At 74.7% G+C, this 18,843-nt stretch carries 18 protein-coding genes; 11 read left to right on the top strand and 7 right to left on the bottom strand.

What is annotated here, in order from left to right:
* Positions 1 to 10: 10 nt before the first annotated feature.
* Positions 11 to 946, bottom strand: a complete 936-nt coding sequence (locus tag ACQP12_RS25540) for a phosphotransferase family protein (RefSeq protein ID WP_433282616.1) — start codon at positions 944 to 946, stop codon at positions 11 to 13.
* A 40-nt stretch (positions 947 to 986) separates the two neighbouring features.
* Complete coding sequence (locus tag ACQP12_RS25535; protein ID WP_433282614.1) at positions 987 to 1,565, bottom strand: dihydrofolate reductase family protein; 579 nt, start codon at positions 1,563 to 1,565, stop codon at positions 987 to 989.
* Positions 1,566 to 1,656: 91 nt separating this feature from the next.
* On the opposite strand from ACQP12_RS25535, the gene ACQP12_RS25530 reads away from it, so the two are divergent.
* Together ACQP12_RS25530 and ACQP12_RS25525 are read left to right on the top strand one after the other, a co-directional pair.
* On the top strand, positions 1,657 to 2,229 hold the full coding sequence (locus ACQP12_RS25530) for a TetR/AcrR family transcriptional regulator (RefSeq protein WP_433282612.1): 573 nt from the start codon (positions 1,657 to 1,659) through the stop codon (positions 2,227 to 2,229).
* A gap of 73 nt (positions 2,230 to 2,302) precedes the next feature.
* Positions 2,303 to 3,451 (top strand): polysaccharide pyruvyl transferase family protein, encoded by a 1,149-nt coding sequence (locus ACQP12_RS25525; protein ID WP_433282610.1) that lies wholly within the window; start codon positions 2,303 to 2,305, stop codon positions 3,449 to 3,451.
* 7 nt (positions 3,452 to 3,458) lie between these two features.
* Here the strand turns inward: ACQP12_RS25525 and ACQP12_RS25520 are convergent, their stop codons facing one another.
* Positions 3,459 to 3,665 (bottom strand): hypothetical protein, encoded by a 207-nt coding sequence (locus ACQP12_RS25520; protein ID WP_433282609.1) that lies wholly within the window; start codon positions 3,663 to 3,665, stop codon positions 3,459 to 3,461.
* 83 nt (positions 3,666 to 3,748) lie between these two features.
* Here ACQP12_RS25520 and ACQP12_RS25515 point away from each other — a divergent pair, with 83 nt between their 5' ends.
* Positions 3,749 to 4,270: a DinB family protein gene (locus tag ACQP12_RS25515; protein WP_433282607.1), complete on the top strand. Its 522-nt coding sequence runs from the start codon at positions 3,749 to 3,751 to the stop codon at positions 4,268 to 4,270.
* Between the two features lie 6 nt (positions 4,271 to 4,276).
* Here the strand turns inward: ACQP12_RS25515 and ACQP12_RS25510 are convergent, their stop codons facing one another.
* Positions 4,277 to 5,149 (bottom strand): carbohydrate kinase family protein, encoded by an 873-nt coding sequence (locus ACQP12_RS25510; protein WP_433282605.1) that lies wholly within the window; start codon positions 5,147 to 5,149, stop codon positions 4,277 to 4,279.
* 63 nt (positions 5,150 to 5,212) lie between these two features.
* Between ACQP12_RS25510 and ACQP12_RS25505 the strand changes: the two genes are divergently transcribed.
* Together ACQP12_RS25505 and ACQP12_RS25500 are read left to right on the top strand one after the other, a co-directional pair.
* Positions 5,213 to 8,497: an SNF2-related protein gene (locus tag ACQP12_RS25505; RefSeq protein WP_433282603.1), complete on the top strand. Its 3,285-nt coding sequence runs from the start codon at positions 5,213 to 5,215 to the stop codon at positions 8,495 to 8,497.
* Entirely contained in the window at positions 8,494 to 9,438 is a 945-nt protein-coding gene (locus ACQP12_RS25500; protein WP_433282601.1) for an SWIM zinc finger family protein, read from the top strand. The genes ACQP12_RS25505 and ACQP12_RS25500 overlap by 4 nt, the downstream gene beginning before the upstream one ends.
* A gap of 21 nt (positions 9,439 to 9,459) precedes the next feature.
* Here ACQP12_RS25500 and ACQP12_RS25495 read toward each other — a convergent pair whose 3' ends face one another.
* Complete coding sequence (locus ACQP12_RS25495) at positions 9,460 to 9,717, bottom strand: DUF3040 domain-containing protein (protein WP_355349829.1); 258 nt, start codon at positions 9,715 to 9,717, stop codon at positions 9,460 to 9,462.
* Positions 9,718 to 10,169: 452 nt separating this feature from the next.
* Between ACQP12_RS25495 and ACQP12_RS25490 the strand changes: the two genes are divergently transcribed.
* The 5 genes from ACQP12_RS25490 to ACQP12_RS25470 all read left to right on the top strand — a co-directional run bounded on the left by ACQP12_RS25490 (position 10,170) and on the right by ACQP12_RS25470 (position 16,437).
* Positions 10,170 to 12,221, top strand: coding sequence for a DUF1800 domain-containing protein (locus ACQP12_RS25490; protein WP_433282598.1), 2,052 nt, complete (start codon positions 10,170 to 10,172; stop codon positions 12,219 to 12,221).
* Positions 12,222 to 12,235: 14 nt separating this feature from the next.
* On the top strand, positions 12,236 to 13,609 hold the full coding sequence (locus tag ACQP12_RS25485; protein WP_357940048.1) for a DUF1501 domain-containing protein: 1,374 nt from the start codon (positions 12,236 to 12,238) through the stop codon (positions 13,607 to 13,609).
* Entirely contained in the window at positions 13,606 to 15,021 is a 1,416-nt protein-coding gene (locus ACQP12_RS25480) for a ferredoxin reductase family protein (RefSeq protein ID WP_357939551.1), read from the top strand. Before ACQP12_RS25485 ends, ACQP12_RS25480 begins: the two co-directional genes overlap by 4 nt.
* Before the next feature lie 13 nt (positions 15,022 to 15,034).
* Entirely contained in the window at positions 15,035 to 15,619 is a 585-nt protein-coding gene (locus ACQP12_RS25475; RefSeq protein WP_433282595.1) for an FMN-binding protein, read from the top strand.
* 92 nt (positions 15,620 to 15,711) lie between these two features.
* On the top strand, positions 15,712 to 16,437 hold the full coding sequence (locus ACQP12_RS25470) for an FAD:protein FMN transferase (RefSeq protein ID WP_433289442.1): 726 nt from the start codon (positions 15,712 to 15,714) through the stop codon (positions 16,435 to 16,437).
* A gap of 16 nt (positions 16,438 to 16,453) precedes the next feature.
* Here ACQP12_RS25470 and ACQP12_RS25465 read toward each other — a convergent pair whose 3' ends face one another.
* Positions 16,454 to 16,615 (bottom strand): hypothetical protein, encoded by a 162-nt coding sequence (locus ACQP12_RS25465; protein WP_357939555.1) that lies wholly within the window; start codon positions 16,613 to 16,615, stop codon positions 16,454 to 16,456.
* 85 nt (positions 16,616 to 16,700) lie between these two features.
* Complete coding sequence (locus tag ACQP12_RS25460; RefSeq protein WP_357939557.1) at positions 16,701 to 17,381, bottom strand: bifunctional DNA primase/polymerase; 681 nt, start codon at positions 17,379 to 17,381, stop codon at positions 16,701 to 16,703.
* Positions 17,382 to 17,615: 234 nt separating this feature from the next.
* Here ACQP12_RS25460 and ACQP12_RS25455 point away from each other — a divergent pair, with 234 nt between their 5' ends.
* Positions 17,616 to 18,842 carry a helix-turn-helix domain-containing protein gene (locus ACQP12_RS25455; protein WP_357939559.1) on the top strand — a complete coding sequence of 409 codons (1,227 nt, stop codon included), beginning with the start codon at positions 17,616 to 17,618 and terminating at the stop codon, positions 18,840 to 18,842.
* The last annotated feature ends 1 nt before the right edge of the window (position 18,843 follow it).

Raw genomic sequence — 18,843 nt, 5'->3', positions numbered from 1 at the left:
CCGAAAGCCGTCAGCCCAGCCGGCGGGCGAGCCAGGGAAGCAGAGCGTCGCCCTGCAACCGCTGGAACGCCCGGACCGTCGGGATGCCGGGCGGGGGCGGCTGGCGGGCGCCATCCAGGAAGAAGCCGGTGAACCCGGCCAGCACCCCGGTCAGGTCGGCCGCGTCCACCCCGGCGGCGAGCGGCCGGGCGGCCAGCAGCGCCTCCGGGTCGTGACCGCCGTGCACCTGCACGTTGATCAGGGTCAGCAGGCTGTCCAGCCAGGCCGGCCCGCGGCAGGCCCAGGGCCAGTCGACCACGGTCACCGTGCCGTCCAGGCCGAGCAGCACGTTGTCGGCCCGGATGTCGACGTGGCAGAGGGTGTCGCCGGCCAGCGCGGCCAGCCCCCGGTCGGCGGCCGCGCACAGCTCGGGCAGCCGGGCCCGCGCCCACGGGTCCAGGTCGGCCGGTGGGTCGGCGGCGAGCCGCCGCCAGCCGCCGAAGTCGTACCCCAGTTGCTCGGTCGCGGTGCTGACCACCGCGGCGGGCGCCGGGGTGAGCAGGCCGGCCATCGCCTCCAGGGTGGACAGCACGGCGGACAGCTCGCCGGCGTTCCACGGGGTGACCGGGTGCCGGCCCTCGATGTCGGTGAAGACCAGTGCGATCCAGTCGCCGTCGTCGTGGCTGCCGAGCAGCCGGGGCGCCGGCGCGGCCGGCGGCAGCGCGGCGGCGATCCGCGCCTCTGCCCGGTGCAGGGTGGGGCTGCGGTCGTTCTGCGCCGGGCTGACCGCCTTGACGAAGGCCCGCCCGCCACCGGCCGTGCGGACCCGGTCGGCGGTGCCGGGGGAGAAGCCGCCGTGCTGCGACTCCGCCGCCACCACCCGGTCGCCGAGGATCTCCTCGACGGCGGCGCGGACCGTTCCGGGCAGGTCGGTCCAGCGGATCCGGCTCTTCGTCAGGCTTGTCACCGACCCACCGTGCGCGACGCCGCCCGGCCGCGGCAACCGATTACCGCGCCTCGGCGGTGTAGCGGAGGACCACCACGCCGCTGTCGAACGGCCGGGTCCCGGCCAGGGTGAACCGGGTCGGCGTGAACCCGCGGTCGGCCAGCGGGATGCCGCTGCCGACCACGATCGGGTTGAGCTTGACCACCAGCTCGTCGACCTCGTCGAGGAGTTGGCCGGCGAGCTGCCCGCCGCCGCAGAGCCAGATGTCGCCGCCGGGCTGCGCCTTCAGCTCGCGGACGAAGGCCACCGGGTCGCCGCTGACGATCTCGACCTGCGGGTCGTCCGACGGGGGCAGCGAGCGGCTGAAGACGTACTGCTTGAGGTGTGCGTAGGGGCTGGTCACGCCGATCTTCAGCGCCGGGTCGTAGGTGGCCCGGCCCATGAGCAGGGCGTCGAAGCGGCCGGCGGGCGGCGAGGCGATGCCGAACTGGGCGTGGGCGAACGTGGGAAAGGTCTGGGGCCACTCGGCGGTCAGGTAGGCCGCCACCTCCGGCTCCAGCGGGAGGAAGTCGTAGGACCCGTCGGGGGCGGCGATGAAGCCGTCGAGGGTGCTGGCGACGTAGTACACGAGCTTGTGCAAACCGACTCCGATGTCCGGACTCAACCACGACGGCTGTCGTGGTCGAGAGAGAATGTACAACACCTGTCGTGGTTATTGCTAGGGTGCTGTCATGGCCAGGAACCCGGAACGCCGCACGCTGCTCGCCGACGCCGGGCTGCGGGTGCTCGCCGCCGCCGGCGCGCGCGGGCTGACCCACCGGGCGGTGGACGCCGAGGCGGGCGTGCCCACCGGCACCGCCTCCAACTACTTCCCGTCCCGGGCGGCGCTGCTCGCCGGGCTGGCCGAACGGATCTTCGACCGGATGGCGCCCGACCCGGCCGTGCTGGCCGACCTCGGCCGGCGCGAGCCGTCGCTCGCGCTGGTCACCGACTACCTGCGCTACATCGTCGAGCGCACCACCCGCGAGCCCGACCTCACCCGGGCCCTGTTCGAGCTGCGGCTGGAGGCCTCCCGCCGCCCCGAGCTGCGGGCCGCGCTCGGCGACGTGCTGCGCCGGGGGTACGCCGACGACGTCGCCTTCCACGTCGCCGCCGGGCTGCCCGGCGGCGCCTTCGAGATCGCCCTGTTGCACTACGCGGTCGACGGGCTCCTGCTCGACCTGCTCACCACCTCGATCGACGCCGGGTTCGACGCCGATCAGGTGGTGTCCGCCCTGGTCTCCCGTCTGGTCGCCGCCGGCTGACCCGCTCCCCGGCCAGGTATGTCCCCGCGACCAGCGGGAACGCTGCCCGGGACGCACCTGGGGAGGAGCGACGATGACGGATGGCACCGGACTGACCATCGGTGTGCTGGGCTCGTACGGCGGTCGCAACCTCGGTGACGAGGCGATCCTCACGGGCCTCCTGGCCGACCTGCGTGAGCAGGAGCCGAACGCCCGGATCATCGTCTTCTCGCGGAACCCCGCACACACCGCCCTGGAGCACCCGGACGTGGAGGCGGTGCCCTGGGAGGGCGTGAGCCGGGTCGACTCGGCGGCGGTCCTGGCCCAGCTCGACCTGCTCGTCCTCGGCGGCGGCGGGATCCTCTACGACAAGGAGGCCCGGCGCTACCTGCGGGTGGTCCGGGTCGCCCAGGAGCGCGGGCTGCCGCTGCTCACGTACGCGGTCGGGGTCGGCCCGCTCAGCGAAGGGGTGGACACCGGGATGGTGCGGGAGACCCTGGGCAAGGCCACCGAGGTGACCGTGCGGGACCAGGAGTCCCGGATGGTGCTGGAGGAGGCCGGGCTGCTGAACCCGATCACCGTCACCGCCGACCCGGCGTTCCTGCTCACGCCCGACGACTTCCCGGAGAGCTGGCTGCGCGAGGAGGGCGTACCGGCCGGCAAGCAGCTGGTCGGGCTGAGCGTCCGCGAACCGGGCCGGGCGGCCGAACGCCTCGACGTCGACGGCTACCACCGCCTGCTCGCCCAGATCAGCGACTTCCTGGTGCACCGGATCGACGCGTACGTGCTCTTCGTGCCGATGGAACGCGACGACATCCGGCACTCGCACGGGGTGATGTCGCACATGGTCGCCGCCGAGCGGGGCCGGATCCTGCACAACGACTACTCGCCCCGGCAGGTGCTCGGCCTCATGAGGCACTTCGACCTCGCGGTCGGCATGCGCCTGCACTTCCTGATCTTCGCGGCCATGATGGGCACCCCGTTCCTGCCCCTGCCGTACGCCGGAAAGGTCTTCGATCTGGCCCAGCGGCTCGGGGTGCCGGCGCTGCGCGGCGTGGAGCGCGAGGTGGAGGGCCCGCTGCTGGCCGAGGTGGACCGGTTGTGGGACGAGCGCGACGCGCGGGCCGACGAGACCGCCCGGCTGGTGGCCGCCGTGTGCGAGCAGGCCCACGGCACCTCCCAGGTCACCCGCGGCGTGCTGGAGAGCATCCGGTCGCGGACGCTGACCCGGGTGACGGCCTGAGCGGCCGTCAGGCCGCCGGCCCCCGGAACGTGTAGACCCACGAGCCGTCCTGCTTGTCGTCCGACTGCAGTTCGTAGATCTGGGCGTGCGCCAGCCCCTCCGGCCCGAGGTGGTGGTGGGTCAGCGGCGGGCGGCCGTTGCTGTCCAGCTCGACGGTGACCACCTCGCCATCGGCCGTGCCGCCCATCAGGGGGATCTGCACCGTGGATGCCATGCGCCCATCCTGCCCCGCCGATCGTCGGCCCGCAGCGGGATGAGGGGCAGCGCGCCGGCGGGCCGGGCGACTAGGTTCCGGGAATGGCGGAACCGACGATCGACCCCACCCTCGGTCCGGTCCTCGCCCGCACGGGCGACGAACGGGCGATCCTCGAATCGTTCCTCGACTTCCACCGGGCCACGGTGCTGCGCAAGGCGCGCGGTCTCTCCGACGCCGAGGCCACCCGACGTCTGGTGCCCTCCCGCACCACCCTCGCCGGGCTGCTGAAACACCTCGCCCTGGTGGAGCGGAACTGGCTGCCCTGCCTGTTCGCCCCCGGCCCGGGCGACGTCTACCTCACGAGCGAGGCCGACGCCGAGGCCAGTTTCACGCTCGACCCGGGCGAGACGGTGGACGGGCTGGCCGCCGCCTACCGGGCCGCCTGCGCCCGGTCCCGGGCCGTCGCCGCCCGGTTCCACCTCGACCACGTGGTGCCGCACCCGCAGCTCGGCGAGGTGTCGCTGCGCTGGGTGCTCGTGCACCTCATCGAGGAGACCGCCCGGCACGCCGGGCACGCCGACATCGTGCGCGAGCTGACCGACGGCGAGACCGGGGCTATCTGACCGGGTTCAGACCTGAGGCAGCAGGCCGGCCGGATACTCCATGCCGTCGTGGGTGCAGGCGACCGCGGCCACCCGGGCCGCGTAGCGGGCCGCGTCGAGCGGGGTGGCGCCGCGCAGCCGGGCGGCGATCAGGCCGGCGGCGAACGCGTCGCCGGCGCCGTTGGTGTCGACCACGGCTGCCGGCGGGGTGGTCGCGGGCACGTGGACCGGCGGCGAGTCCGGGCCGTGCAGGGTGGCGCCGGCCGCCCCGCCGGTCACCAGCACCGTCCGTGGCGCCAGTCCGGCCGCCACCTTGCCGGCCCGGTCGCCCAGCTGGACGTCGCTGACGAAGACCAGGTCGGCCGCGTCGGCGAAGGGCCGGTGGTAGTCGTTCTCGCCGTCCCAGTCGTGCAGGTCGGTGGAGAGCGACACCCCGGCGCCGAGGGCGGACCGCAGGGCCGGCAGCGCGTCCCGGGCCCAATCCATGATCGACACGTGCACGTGCGCGGCCTCCCGCACCAGCCCGGCCAGCTCCGACTCCCCGAACGGCGCGGGGCCGGACCACGGGCGCGGGTCGTAGAGCGACATCCGCCGGCCGGCCGGGTCGACCATGTTCACCGAGCGGCGGGTGCCGGCCGGCGCGTCGGCCAGCACGGCGCGCACCGAGGTGCGGGCCAGCGCCGCCCGGACCACGTCACCGGCCGGGTCGGCGCCGAGCACGTCGACCAGGGCCACCCGCAGGCCGAGCGCGTGGGCGGCCAGCGCCACCCCGGCCCCGGTGTTGCCGACCCGCAACTCGATCGGGGGCACCGCCAGCGAGTCGGCGGCCGGCAACGGCAGGGCGGGCACCCGGGCGCGGATGTCCACGCCCAACCCGCCGACCACGAGCAGATCGACCATGGCGCCGACAGTAGTCCGCGCCGGCCGCCTATCCTGGCCCCGGGCGTCGTCGAGGGGGAGTGCGTGCTGGTCATCCACGGGCTGTGGCTGTCCGGGCAGGGGCTCGCCGTCTGGGCCGAGGACAGCACCCGCCCGGCGCGCGCGCCCCGCCGGCCGGGCCGCGCCCCGCGCGAGCGGCCGCACCCCTTCGCCGCCGACCACGCCACCCTGGCCGCCGCGCTCGGCGGCCCGCCGGGCGTGCCGGCCGCCGTGCTGCTCGACCTGCCCACCCGGGCCGGCTCGCCGCTGGACTCACCCGAGCTGGTCCGGGCCGCCGTCGGAGAGCCGGTCCGCGGCCCGGTCACCCGGGCCGGCTGGCGGGCCCCCGCCCTGGTGTACGCCCCGGACGCCGCATTCGCCCTACTCCGGGCACTCGAACCGGAGGAGGCGGTGGCCGGGGCGAGCCTGCGCCACCTGGCCGAGCTGGCCGACTTCGCCGCCGACCTGGTCACCCGCGGCCGCGTCCTGCCCGGACTCGCCGATCCCACCCCGACCGTCGCCGCCGTCCGCGCCGCCGGTGGGCGACGGGGCCTGCGCGTGGTGGACGACTCGGACGTGGTGACGGCGTCGGCCGTCTGGCGTCCGCTGCTCACCGGCACGGACGCGGCCTGGGCCCGCTCGCTGGCCCTCGCCCTGCCCCCGGCCGCCCGTGCCGCCCGCGAGTGGCACCCCGTGGCCGTGGATTCGGGTGCGTCTGTTGTCGCCGGGGCGACCACAGATGCACCCACAGCGGCGGACGTCCCGCCCTCGTCGGCACCCGGCCGCGTCGAAGGGGCCGCGTCGGGGTCGGGAGCCGGGTCGCCGGCCGGGTCGACGTCCCAGCCCGGTGCCGGGGCAGCGCGGCACGGCGCGGCGGGTGGGGTCGAGCTCGGGGAACTGGTGGCCGAGGCGCTGGACGCGCTGGTCGACGCCGCGGCCCGGGCCGCTCTCGGCGACACCCGGTTGCCCCGGGGCATGCGCCCGGGCGGGCCGGTGCCGGCCTGGTTGGCCGCGCTCACCGGCCCGGAGCGCGCCTTCGCCGCCGACCCGGGCGCGTTGGACACGCTTCGGGGCGAGCTGGACGCCTGGCAGCGCGACGCCGCCGGCGGTCCGGTGCGGGCCGCGTTCCGCCTGGTCGAGCCGGCCGCCGATCCGGTGGCCGAACTGGTCGAGGGCGGCGCCTGGCGGGTCGAGTTCGGCCTGCACCCGACCGACGAGCCGGGGCTGGTGGTCGACGCCGCGCACATCTGGCAGCGGCCCGCGCCCGCGCTCGCCGCCCGTGGCGTCGACCCGCAGGAGACCCTGCTGGCCGAGCTGGGCCGGGCCAGCCGGCTCTGGCCGGAGCTGGACGCCGCGCTGCGGACCGCCGCGCCGGACGGGATGGAGCTGGACGCCGACGGCGCGCACCGGTTCCTCCGGGAGGGGGCGCCCGTGCTGCACGCGGCGGGCTTCGGCGTGCTGCTGCCCTCCTGGTGGCGGCGCTCCTCCGCCCGCCTCGGTGCGCGGCTGCGGGCGCGCAGCCGGACCGCGCCCGGCACGGTGGCCGTCGCCGCCGGTGGGCTCGGGATGGACGCCCTGGTCGACTACCGCTGGGAGGTGGCCCTCGGCGACCAGCCGCTGACCGCCGAGGAGCTGGCCTCGCTGGCCGACCTGAAGTCGCCGCTGGTCCGGCTGCGCGGCCGCTGGGTCGAGCTGGACCCGCAGCGGCTCGAAGCCGGGCTGCGGCTGCTCCGCTCCTCGGGCGAGCTGACCGTGGCCGACCTGCTGCGGATGGGACTGGCCGGGGCCGACCGCCCCGGCGAGCTGCCGGTGCTGGAGGTGGCCGCGGACGGCGCGCTGGGCGAGCTGCTGGCCGGCGAGGCGGAGCGGCGGCTCACCCCGGCCGACCCGCCGCCCGGGTTCGTCGGGACGCTGCGGCCGTACCAGCGGCGGGGGCTGGCCTGGCTGGGCTTCCTCCAGTCGCTCGGGCTGGGCGGGATCCTCGCCGACGACATGGGGCTGGGCAAGACCGTGCAGCTGCTCGCGCTGCTCGCCGGTGACCCGCCGGACGCCGGGCCCACGCTGCTGGTCTGTCCCATGTCGCTTGTCGGCAACTGGCAGCGGGAGGCGGCGAAGTTCGCACCGGAGCTGCGGGTCCACGTGCACCACGGCGCCGAACGGGCCCGGGGCGAGGCGTTCACGGCGGCCGTGCACGCCGCCGACCTCGTGCTGACCACCTATTCGGTGGCCGCGCGGGACGCGTACGAGCTGGCCGGGATCGACTGGCACCGGGTGGTGGTGGACGAGGCGCAGGCGATCAAGAACGCCTCCACCCGGCAGGCCGAGGCGGTGCGGTCGCTGCCCGCGCGGCACCGCGTCGCGGTCACCGGCACGCCGGTGGAGAACCGGCTCGCCGACCTCTGGTCCATCATGCAGTTCGCCAACCCGGGCCTGCTCGGGCCGGCCGCCACCTTCAAGAAGAAGTTCGCCGAGCCGATCGAGCGGCACGGCGACGCCGACGTGGCCGAGCGGCTGCGCCGGATCACCGGCCCGTTCGTGCTGCGCCGGCTCAAGACCGACCCGTCGATCATCACCGACCTGCCGGAGAAGCTGGAGATGGAGGTGCTCTGCAACCTCACCGCCGAGCAGGCGGCGCTCTACCGGGCCGTGGTCGACGACATGATGGCGAAGATCGAGTCCAGCGACGGCATCGAGCGTCGCGGACTGGTGCTGGCCACCATGACCCGGCTCAAGCAGGTCTGCAACCACCCCGCCCAGCTGCTGCACGACGGCTCCGCGTTGCCCGGCCGTTCCGGCAAGCTGGAACGGCTGGAGGAGATCGTCGACGAGGTGCTGGCGGCGGGGGAGAAGGCCCTGCTCTTCACCCAGTACGCCGAGTTCGGCGGGATGCTGCGCGGCCACCTGTCGGCGCGTACGGGCCGGGAGGTCCTGCTCCTGCACGGTGGGGTGGGCAAGGCCGAACGGGACGCCATGGTGACCCGCTTCCAGTCCCCGGCCGGCCCGCCGCTCTTCGTGCTCTCCCTCAAGGCGGGCGGCACCGGGCTCACCCTGACCGCGGCGAACCACGTGGTGCATGTGGACCGCTGGTGGAACCCGGCCGTCGAGGACCAGGCGACCGATCGGGCGTTCCGGATCGGCCAGCGCCGCCGGGTGCAGGTCCGCAAGTTCGTCTGCGCCGGCACGGTCGAGGAGAAGGTCGCCGCGATGATCGCGGACAAGCGGAGCCTGGCCCAGCGGGTGGTGGGCAGCGGCGAGCAGTGGGTCACCGAGCTGTCCACCGACACCCTGCGTGAGCTGTTCGCGCTGGAGTCCGGGGCGGTGGTGGAGTGACCACACCGGACGGAGGATCGCGTTTCGCCGAGTTCGGCCCGCCCCGGCGGGTGGAGGGCGGGCTGAAGGCGCGTAGCACGAAGGGCGCCATCGGGCGCTCCTGGTGGTCCCGCCGCTTCCTGGAGGTGCTGGAGTCCTTCGCGCTCGGCACCCGGCTCACCCGGGGCCGGGCGTACGCGCGCCGGGGGCAGGTGCTCCGGCTCGACATCGCGCCCGGGCTGGTCACCGCCAGCGTGCAGGGGTCCCGGCCGGATCCCTACCCGGTGCGGATCGGGCTGGCCCCGTACCCGGACGGGGTGTGGGAGCGGATCGAGGCGGAGCTGGCCGGGCAGGCGTTCTTCAGCGCCCGGCTGCTCGCCGGTGACCTGCCGGCCGAGCTGGAGGAGCTGTTCGCCGCGGCGGGCGCGCCGCTCTTCCCGGCCACGGTCGGCGAGCTGGGCCAGCACTGCGGCTGCCCCGACTTCGCGGTGCCGTGCAAGCACCTCGCGGCGACCTTCTACCTGCTCGCGGAGGCGTTCGACGCCGACCCGTTCCAGCTCCTGCACTGGCGGGGGCGGTCCCGGGGCGAGTTGCTCGACCGGCTGCGTACGCTCCGCGGCGCCGCCACCCCCGGCGGCGCTCCGGCCGGCCCGGCGGCGGTCCCGGACGGGCCGGTCGCGCCGGTGGACGCGGACTCCGGGCCGGCGCGGCCCGTGGCCGGTGCGGGACGGGTGCTGGTGGGCCTGCCGGCGGTCCCGCCGGACGACGAGGTCGACCGGTTCTGGGTGTCCCCGGTGGCGCTGCCGGACCGGCCGCCCACCCTGGCCACCGGACCGGAGCTGCTGTTGCGCCAGCTCGGCCCGCCGGGCGCCGCGATCGGCGGCCCGGGCCTCGCGGAGCGGCTCCGCCGGGCGTACCGGGAGTTCGGCCGTGGTGAGGCCGGGTCCGACGACCCGGGCTGACCGTCTCCGTCGGTGCCGCGGTCATAGCCAGCGTCGGCGGAACCGCCACATGAGGCCGGCGTTGGCGAGCAGCACCACGGCGCAGATCGCGCCGGCCAGCCGCCCGGCCAGTACGGTCATCGCCGGCAGCGAGGCCCACAGCACGATCGTCAACAGCATCAGGTACCGGCCTCGGCGGCCCCGGGCCCGGTGGTCGAGCCGGGCGAAGAACTGCGGGTCACTTTCCCGTAGCTGGCGGGTGATCTGTTCGAACCTGCGCTGATCCTCTTTGCTGAGCATGGCGGTGCCTTCCCCTCACGGCTTCAGCGGTTCGGCGGCATACCCGGATCGGAGGCGGGTCACGCGCTGCTCCCACCGCTACTTTCGGCGGGGTCGGACAGGCCCGCACGCGCCGCGCAGACACCTCAGCGCAGGCTTATCCGTGCCTTAAGTTTCCCTCAGCGGTTGAACGCCGCCAGCAGCGTCGCGGCGGGCGAAAACGTCACGTCCGGGCGGGGACCGCCCGGGTCGGCCCTGCTCCGGAGGCCGCCGGGCCGGGCCGGTGGCACGGGCCGCCGGGCAGCCGGCCTGAGCACCGTCTTAAGTGCCCTCGCGTTCGCCGCCGGCACGTCTTGAGCCCCCCGAAGCGCCTGGTTACTTTCCCGTAGCAACTCCTCCGGCAACCGTCGCCGCCCCTCCGCCCACCCCCTGGGTGGCAGGCGTGCCGGCGCTCGAAGAAAACGGGAAGCTACATGGCCGACCTGAACGTGCCACCGCGACGACCCCGGGACGACCGCGGCTGGGACGGATTCCAGCACCCCCATCCGGACGGGTACCGCGACAACGCCATGCCGTACGCCGGTCCCGCCGGTCCCGCCGGTCCCGCCGGTCCCGCCGGTCCCGCCGCCCCGGCGGCGCCGGCGGCCGGCCCGCAGTGGGTCGGGCCCGACGGCTTCGCCGGTGGCTACCCCCAGCCGTCCGGCGGGTACGCCCCGCCGCCCGCACCGGGACTGCCCAACCTGGACGACGACGACGAGCCGCGCCGCGGCCGGCGGCGCGCCCTCGCCGTGCTCGGCGGCGCCGCGGTGGTCGCCGGTGGTGCCGCCCTCCTGTCGCCGCAGGTCCGGGGCCTGTTCTCCGACGACCCGGTGGCCGGCGACGCGACCGGCACGGTGGTCACCGACGGCACCGCCGCCCGCCCCAGCGGCCAGCAGCCCAGCACGGTGCGCACCTACACCGAGCAGAACGAGAGCTACATGGGCTCGCGGGCCGGCGCGGCGCTCAAGCGCAACGCGCCGTCCGGTGGCCGGGTCTTCGCCAGCCCGGCGGCCGCCGCGGCGGCCACCCAGGTGACCGTCAAGACGGTGCTCGCCAAGGACCCGATCCGCCACCTGGCGAGCCGGACCACGTTCGGCCCGACGCCGAAGGTGCTCGCCGACATCAAGCGGCTCGGCATCGACGACTGGCTGCGCCAGCAGCTCCAGCCGGAGAAGATCGCGCCGACGAAGGCCGAGCTGAAGCTGGCCGAGCTGCCCACCCTCAAGCTGACCCCGACCCAGCTGCGCGACCAGCGGGACCAGCTCAACGAGCGAGGCGCCCAGCCCGAGCGGGAGACGGTGGACGCCACCATCGCCCGGCAGATCTGGTCGGACCGCCAGCTCTTCGAGGTGATGGTCGACTTCTGGAACGACTTCCTGCACGTGGCGGCCGACTTCGACGGCGGCGAGATCTACCGCAACTCCTTCGACCAGGACGTGATCCGCAAGCACGCGCTGGGCAGCTACCCGGAGATGCTGGTGGCCGCCAACAAGCACCCCGCGCTGCTCATCTACCTGAACCAGACCGACTCGCGCAAGGACGCGGTCAACGAGAACCTGGCTCGGGAGAACCTGGAGCTCTACTCGGTCGGCGTCGACGGCGGCTACACCGAGAAGGACGTCCGCCAGGCCGCCATGCTGCAGACCGGACGCGGCGTGGCCGACGGGAAGTACGTCTTCCACGCCGACCGCCACTACCTCGGCAAGGTGAAGATCCTCGGGTTCAGCCACGCGAACAACTCGGCCGACCCGAAGGTCGCCGACAAGGTGATCGACCAGTACATCACCTACATCGCGATGCACGCGTCGACCGCCCGGTACGTGGCGAGCAGCCTCGCCACCCGGTTCGTCTCGGACACCCCGCCGAAGTCGCTGGTGGACCGGCTGGCCAAGGCGTACACCACCAACAAGGGGCAGATCCGGCCGGTGCTGGCCACCCTGTTCAGCTCGTCGGAGTTCTGGGCCTCGGTCGGCCAGAAGGTCCGCCGCCCCATGGAGTACCTGGTCGCCACCTACCGGTCGCTGGGCGTCGGGCCGGAGGCGTCGGCGGGCTTCGACGGCGACAAGCGGCGCACCCCGTTCGCCCAGGGGCTGCGGCAGATCCAGGACAAGATGCGCGAGCTGGGCCAGTATCCGATGGGCAAGCCCACCCCGGACGGCTACGCCGACGTCTACGTGGCCTGGACCTCCGCCGGCACCATGGTCGACGGCTGGAACGAGGCCGGCGACCTGATCGCCGCCTACCGCAAGCAGTTCACCTATGTCCGGCCGGAGAAGCTGGTGGCGAAGCCACCGGCGACCGCCGGGGCGTACGTGGACGCGCTGGCCCTGCGGCTCGTGCACCAGAAGCTGAGCGCCAAGGAGAAGGCCCTCGTGCTCGGTGTCGCCGGCGTGTCGGCGGGCACCAAGGTCGACGCCACCTTCAACGGGGCCATCGCCGCGGTCGCGCGGACGATCCTCGCGTCCCCCCAGCACCACCTCCGGTGAGGCATTCGATGGAGATGACCGTGAACCCGTACCCCCTGCACCCCGAATGCCCCGACCTGCGGCGGCTGGCCGACAACCCGGCCGAGGCGCTGCTGCGCGCGGAGGCCGACATCGTCGCGGCCGAGAACGCCGCCGAGGCCGACCGGTACCGCCGGCTGGAGGAGGTGGAGGAGGCCCAGCAGGACGGCCGGGGCGTCACCCGGCGTACCTTCGTCGCCGGCGCCGCGGCCACCGCGACGGCCCTGGCCACCGCCCAGTTCGTCACCACCTCGGCGTCCTTCGCGGCGACGAAGACCGGCACCCTCATCCACGTCTTCCTCTACGGCGGGCTGGACGGGCTGAGCCTGGTCGCCCCGGCCGACGACCCGGTGCTCAGCAAGTCCCGCCCCGACCTGCTGCTCGGCAACGACTCGCTGGCCCTCGGCCGCGGCTTCAAGCTGACCAGCGCGTTCGCCCCGCTGGACAAGTGGCTCAAGGCCGGTCAGCTCGGCTTCGTGCCGGCGGTCTCCGACCCGCGGCTGTCGCGCAGCCACTTCCAGGCCGCCGACGCCTGCAACCTGGGCGGCCTGCCCGGTGAGACCGGCGGCCGGGGCTGGCTGGACAGCCTGGTCGACACCCTCGGCAAGGGCACCGCGTTCCGCAGCGTCGGCATCGGCAGCACGCTGCCGCGCTCGCTGGTCGGCGTGAACGGCGCGATCTCCCTCAACAACGTCGGGGAGCTGCGGCTCAACGGCGACGCCAAATACCGCGCCGCGACCGAGAAGGCGATCCGCGGCCTCTTCACCGGGATCAACCACCCGGTGGAGGAGGCGGTGAGCGAGGGGATGGGCGCGCTGGCCACCGCGCAGAAGCTGGCCGCGAAGCCGTACGCGGCCGCCGCCGGGGTGAAGTACGAGGGCGTCGGGTACGCCTTCCAGCAGCTCGCGCAGCTCATCAAGGGCGGGGCGAACGTCCGGGTGGCGACGGTCGGCATGGGCGGCTACGACACCCACGAGAACCAGGGCACCCGCGAGGGCGGCCAGCTCTGGCGCCGGCTCAACGAGCTGGCCAACGCCATGGCGGCGTTCTTCACCGACCTCGGTGACCGGGCCGCCGACGTGACGGTCATGGTGTCCAGCGAGTTCGGCCGGCGGGTCGCCTCGAACCAGGGCGGCACCGACCACGGGCACGGCGGGGTGGTCACCATCCTGTCCGGGCGCAAGCTCGCCGGCTCGCTCCTCGGCACCTGGAACGGGTTGAACGATCTCGACAGCGGAGACGTACCTGAGTACAACAACATGTTCAACGTCTACGGTTCGGTCGCGCAGGGACGGTTCGGCCTGACGACCGCGCAGGTGGACAAGGTCTTCCCCCGGCAGAAATACACCCCCGTGAAGCTGTACGCGTGACATATCAGGACACCTTCGCCGCCGGCCGCCGCACCGGGGCATCCGCCCCGTACGGCGGCCGTCCGGCTGCCCCCGTACCCCCGGGCCGGCCGCGTCGCGGGCCCGGCGGGCGGCGGGTGCTGGCCGCCGCCTTCTGGCTCGGCCTGGTCGCCGCGGTGCTGCCCTGGTGGCTCGCCACCCCGCCCGGCTCGCTGGCCGGCACCACCGACGTGCTCACGGCGGCGGGCCGGATCACCGGCCTGGTCGCCGGCTACCTGCTGCTGGTGCAGGTGCTCATGATGAGCCGGCTCGGCGTGCTGGAGCGCTGGCTCGGCGGCGAGCGGCTGTCCCGGGTGCACCGGGACCTCGGGGCCACCCTGCTGGTGGCGGTCCTCGCCCACCTGGCGCTGCTGGTGGTCGGCTACGCCCGGCTGGAGCGCAACTCGATCCTCGGCCAGGTCGGCGCCCTGCTGACCCACTACGAGGACATGGTCTCCGCCTTCGTGGCCGCCGGGATCATGGTGGCGGTCGGCCTCACCGCGGTCCGGGGCGTCCGCCGGCGGCTGCCCTACGAACTCTGGTACCACCTGCACCTGACCAGCTACCTCGCCCTGCTGCTCGGCTACGGGCACCAGTTCAGCAACGGCGCCCAGCTCTACGAGCCCGGCCCGGTGCGCACCGGCTGGATCGCCGCGTACCTGCTGGTGGTGGCCGCGCTGGTGTGGGGGCGGCTGATCGCCCCGCTGCGCTTCAACCTGCGGCACCGGCTGCGCGTCGCCGACGTGGTGGCGGAGAGCCGGGACACCATCTCGATCTACCTGACCGGGCACCGGCTCAACCAGATCGACCTGCTCGGCGGCCAGTACTTCCGCTGGCGGTTCCTCAACCCCGGGTGCTGGTGGCAGTCGCACCCGTTCTCGCTCTCCGCGGCGGGCAACGGCCGCTGGCTGCGGCTCACCGTGAAGGTCGTCGGCCGGCACACCGCCGACCTGCGGGACCTCACCCCGGGCACCCGGGCCTGGGCCGAGGGGCCGTCCGGCACCTTCACGGCCGCCCACCGGACCCGGGAACGCGCCCTGCTGATCGCCGGGGGCAGCGGCATCGCCCCGCTGCGGGCCATGCTGGAGGAACTGCCGCCCGGGGCGGCGCTGATCTACCGCGCCCGCACCCCGGCCGACGTGCTGCTGCACAACGAGCTGGACTGGCTCGCCCAGGCCCGGCACACCTCGGTCTGGTACGTGGTCGGCTCCCGCGACGACCCCGGCCCCCGCCAGGTGATGAGCCCCGAGGGGCTGCGCCGGCTGGTGCCCGACCTGACCCGGCGCGACGTCTACCTGTGCGGCCCGGGGGGCCTGGTCGAGGAGGCGGTCCGGGCGCTGCGCCGGGCCGGGGTGCCGCGCCGGCAGATCCACCTCGCCACCTTCGAGCTGTAGAGAGGCCCCGCCCATGCGTCGCGCGCTCCTCGCGATCACCGGCCTGGCCGCCAGCACCACCGTGCTGGTGGTGCTCAAGGGCGCCCCGGGCGCCGGCCAGGCCGCCCAGGACCGGCCGGTCGCCGAGGCGCCGGTCGCCCCCGGCGGCTCGGCGGCCCCCGAGCCGACCCCGGGCGGCGTCACCCCCTCCGCCCGGCCGAGCGCCTCGGCGAAGCCGACCGCCAAGGCGGGTGCCAGCCGCACCCCCGGCATCCGGAGCAGCGCCACCACCAGGACCACCCCCGCCGCGCCGCGGACCACCACGAGCGCGCCGAAGGTCACCACCCGGACGGTCACCGGGCCGGTGGTCAGCTACCGGTACGGCTCGCTCCAGGTGCGGATCACGTTGAGCGGGAGCAGGATCGTCGACGCCACCGGTCTCGGCCTGCCGCTGGACGGGCAGTCCGGGCTGCGCAGCGACGACGTGCAGGCCCGCTACAGCGGCAGCTCCGGCGAGGTCGTCGCCAAGCAGAGCGCCAACCTGAACACGGTCTCGGGGGCCACCTACACCAGCACGGCCTACAAGCAGTCGCTCCAGGCCGCGCTCGACAAGGCGTGAGCGCGAGGAGTGAGCCAGGTTTGCGAGCCCCGCGGGTCGCGCACGAAGATCGGCACGGCATGAGGCCGGGCCTGCGCCGGGTCGAGCAGATCATGGGTACGGCGATCAGCCTCGACCTGGCCGACGACCTGCCCGCCGCCACCCTGCACGAGCTGGCCGAGGACACCTTCGCCTGGCTGCGTGAGGTGGACGCGCGGTTCAGCACCTACCGGACGGACAGCGAGGTGTGCCGCCTGGACCGGGGCGAGCTGCCGCTGGCCGAGGCGTCCGCCGACCTGCGGGCGGTGCTGGCGCGCTGCGCCGACCTGTGGACCGGCACCGACGGCTTCTTCGACGTGTACGCCACCGGGCGGCTGGACCCGTCGGGTTACGTCAAGGGCTGGGCCGCGCAGGTGGCCTCGGACCGGCTGGTCGAGGCCGGCGCCCCGAACCACTGCCTGAACGCCGGCGGTGACCTCCGGGTACGCGGTCGCGCGGTCGGCGGCGGCCCGTGGCGGATCGGCGTCCGGCACCCCTGGGACCCGGCCGCCACCTGCCTCGTGCTGACCGGCACCGAACTGGCGGTCGCCACCTCCGGCGTCTACGAGCGCGGCCACCACGTCGTCGACCCGCGCCGGGGCGCCCCGGCCGCCGGCCTGCGCTCGGTCACCGTGGTCGGTCCCGACCTGGGCGTCGCCGACGCCTACGCCACCGCCGCCGTGGCCATGGGCGGCGCCGGCATCGGCTGGCTGGACGGCCTGCCCGCCCCCTGGCTGCACGCCGTGGTGACGGACGACGGCCGCCTCCTGCACTCCCGCACCCTCCCGCTGGGGACCTGACGCCGCCCGGCGGGTGTCAGCGGAGCGGGCGGTGGGTGGTGGCGGGGCGGGAACCGCGGGGGCGGGAACCGCGGGGCCGGGTGCCCCACGGGCGGGTGAAGGCCCACCGGTAGGGGCGGCGCCGGTGCGGCGGTGGCTCGGTGCCGCCGCTGTGGCGGGCCGCGTCGTCCCCGGACATCCTCCACCCCCGCTCCGGCGCCTCTGCGCCCTCAGCAGGAACAACGAGTGCGACGCCGGGGAGGTCGCTGCCCGGGGGCCGGCGGTCAGCAGCCGCGCCGGGGGAGGGGCAGCTGGCCGGGGAGGAGCTCGGGGGTGAGCGTGATCCCGGCCGCCCGTAACGCCGCGATCAGCGCGTTCTGCACGAGGTACGAGTCGGGCAGCCGCCAGCGCGCCTGCTCGGGGGCGACCGCCCAGCGGACCGTCCCCTCGGGCAGCCGGGTCGGCGGGGCCGGGATCCACGAGCCGGGACCGTGCCGGACCACGTGGAAGCAGTGCTCCAGTTCCGGGCGCAGCGGGTCGCCGGGGCGGACCAGGAACATCCAGCGGCCGGTGGGGGTGACCAGCACGGGCCCGCGTACGCCGAAGCCGGCCGGATGGGTGGCGACCGTGTCGAGCACTCGCCGGCCCAGGTGGGCCGCGACCTCCAGCACGTCGAACGCGCGCCCGGTGGGCAGCAGCACCCCGTGCGGGCGGCTGCGCCACCAGGTGGCCACCCGGGCCGGGTCGGCGCTCGCCGCGTGCTCCCAGTTCTCCAGGGCGGGGTGGCAGCCGATCGTGGGGCAGCCGGCCCGGCCGCAGACGAAGCGGCTGTTGGCCAGGCAGGCGCCGGGGGTCACCGCCCAGCCGTGCGCGGCGTACCGGACGGCGACCCGGCGCAGCCGGACCCGTTCCAGCGGCGACAGGTGAGCCACGCGCGGTCCGACATTCCCCCACATGTGTCCCATCCCCTCTCGCCCGCCCGGAACCGTCCACACACCACACGTCGAACGCCGTCACTGCCGTAACCCACACTCGTTGAGCTGACGAACGGCTGATGCAACTTGCACGAAAACTACGAGAACTGGCTGTACGGCCGACGTACAGACTGTGCGACCAGCGAAAACCTGAACACCGACGGACCGTCGTGATTGGTCGACCGGGGGGATCAGCCGGACGCGGGCAGGGGGAGGGATGGGGAGATGGACGAGCTACCCATAGGCCGTCGGGTCGCGTACTGGCGCAGCCGGCGCAAGATGTCCCAACAGGTCTTCGCCGACCGGCTCGGCAAATCCAAGAGCTGGGTGGACAAGGTGGAGCGCGGCGTCCGGCGGCTGGACAAGTTCTCCGTGCTCTACGAGATCGCCGACATCCTCCAGGTCGACGTGCAACTGCTCCTCGGCAAGGACCCGGAGCGGCGGAGCGACGCCCTCAACTGCATCGACCAGGTCGAGGTCGAGGAGATCCGGGCCGCGCTGGAGCGCTACGACTCGATGAGCGCGTACTTCGACGCGGCGCCCTACCCCCCGCCGCTGACCGACATGCGCAAGGCCGTCAACCACGCCTGGCTCACCTACCAGTACGGCCGTTACGGCATGCTCACCCGGGCCCTGCCGAAGCTGCTGCGCGACGCCCAGGCCGCCGACGCCGGCTACCGCGGCGACCAGGCCCGGGAGGCCGCCCACCTGCTCGGGCAGGTCTACCAGATCGCCTCCTCGGTGCTGCGCAAGCTCGGCGAGTGCGACCTGTCCTGGCTGGCCGCCGACCGCTCGATGGCGGTCGCCCAGCGGGCCGACGACCCCCTGCTCGCCGGCATCGCCACCACCCGGGTCTGCAACGCCCTCGTCGCGATGGGCCGCCCCCGCCCCGCGCTCGAACTCAACGTGCGGATCGCCAACCGGCTGGCCCCCGGCGGCGAGAACGACGTCCGGCCGGAACGCCTCTCGGTCTACGGCATGCTGCTGCTCCAGGGCGCGATGGCCGCCGCCCGGATCGGCGACTCGGCGACCGTGGACGACCTGCTGACCGGGGCGGCCGAGGCGGCCACCCTGCTCGGTGGGGACCACAACCACTACTGGACCTCGTTCGGCCCGACCAACCTGGAGCTGCACCGGGCCGCCGCCGCCGTCGAGCTGGGCGACGGCGGCCGGGCGGTGGAGACCCACCACCGCCTGGCCGAGCCCGCGTTCAACGCGCTGCTGCCCGAGCGGCGCGCGCACCACCTGCTGGACATCGCCCGCGGCTTCGCCCAGATCGGCGACGTCGCCAACGCCGGGGACATGCTGCTCCGCGGCGACCGGCTCGCGCCTTCCGAGATCCGTTGCCGGCCCATCGCCCACGAGGTGATGTCGGACGTGCTCCGTCGCACACGGGGTGCGCCGCCTCCGCCGATCGCGGAGTTGGCTGAGCACATGGGAGTCGGAGTATGAG

Source organism: Micromonospora sp. CA-244673, assembly GCF_050948395.1.
Classification (GTDB): Bacteria; Actinomycetota; Actinomycetes; order Mycobacteriales; family Micromonosporaceae; genus Micromonospora.
Note: the sequence above shows the minus strand (reverse complement) of the source record. Positions and strands in the feature narration are given on the sequence as shown.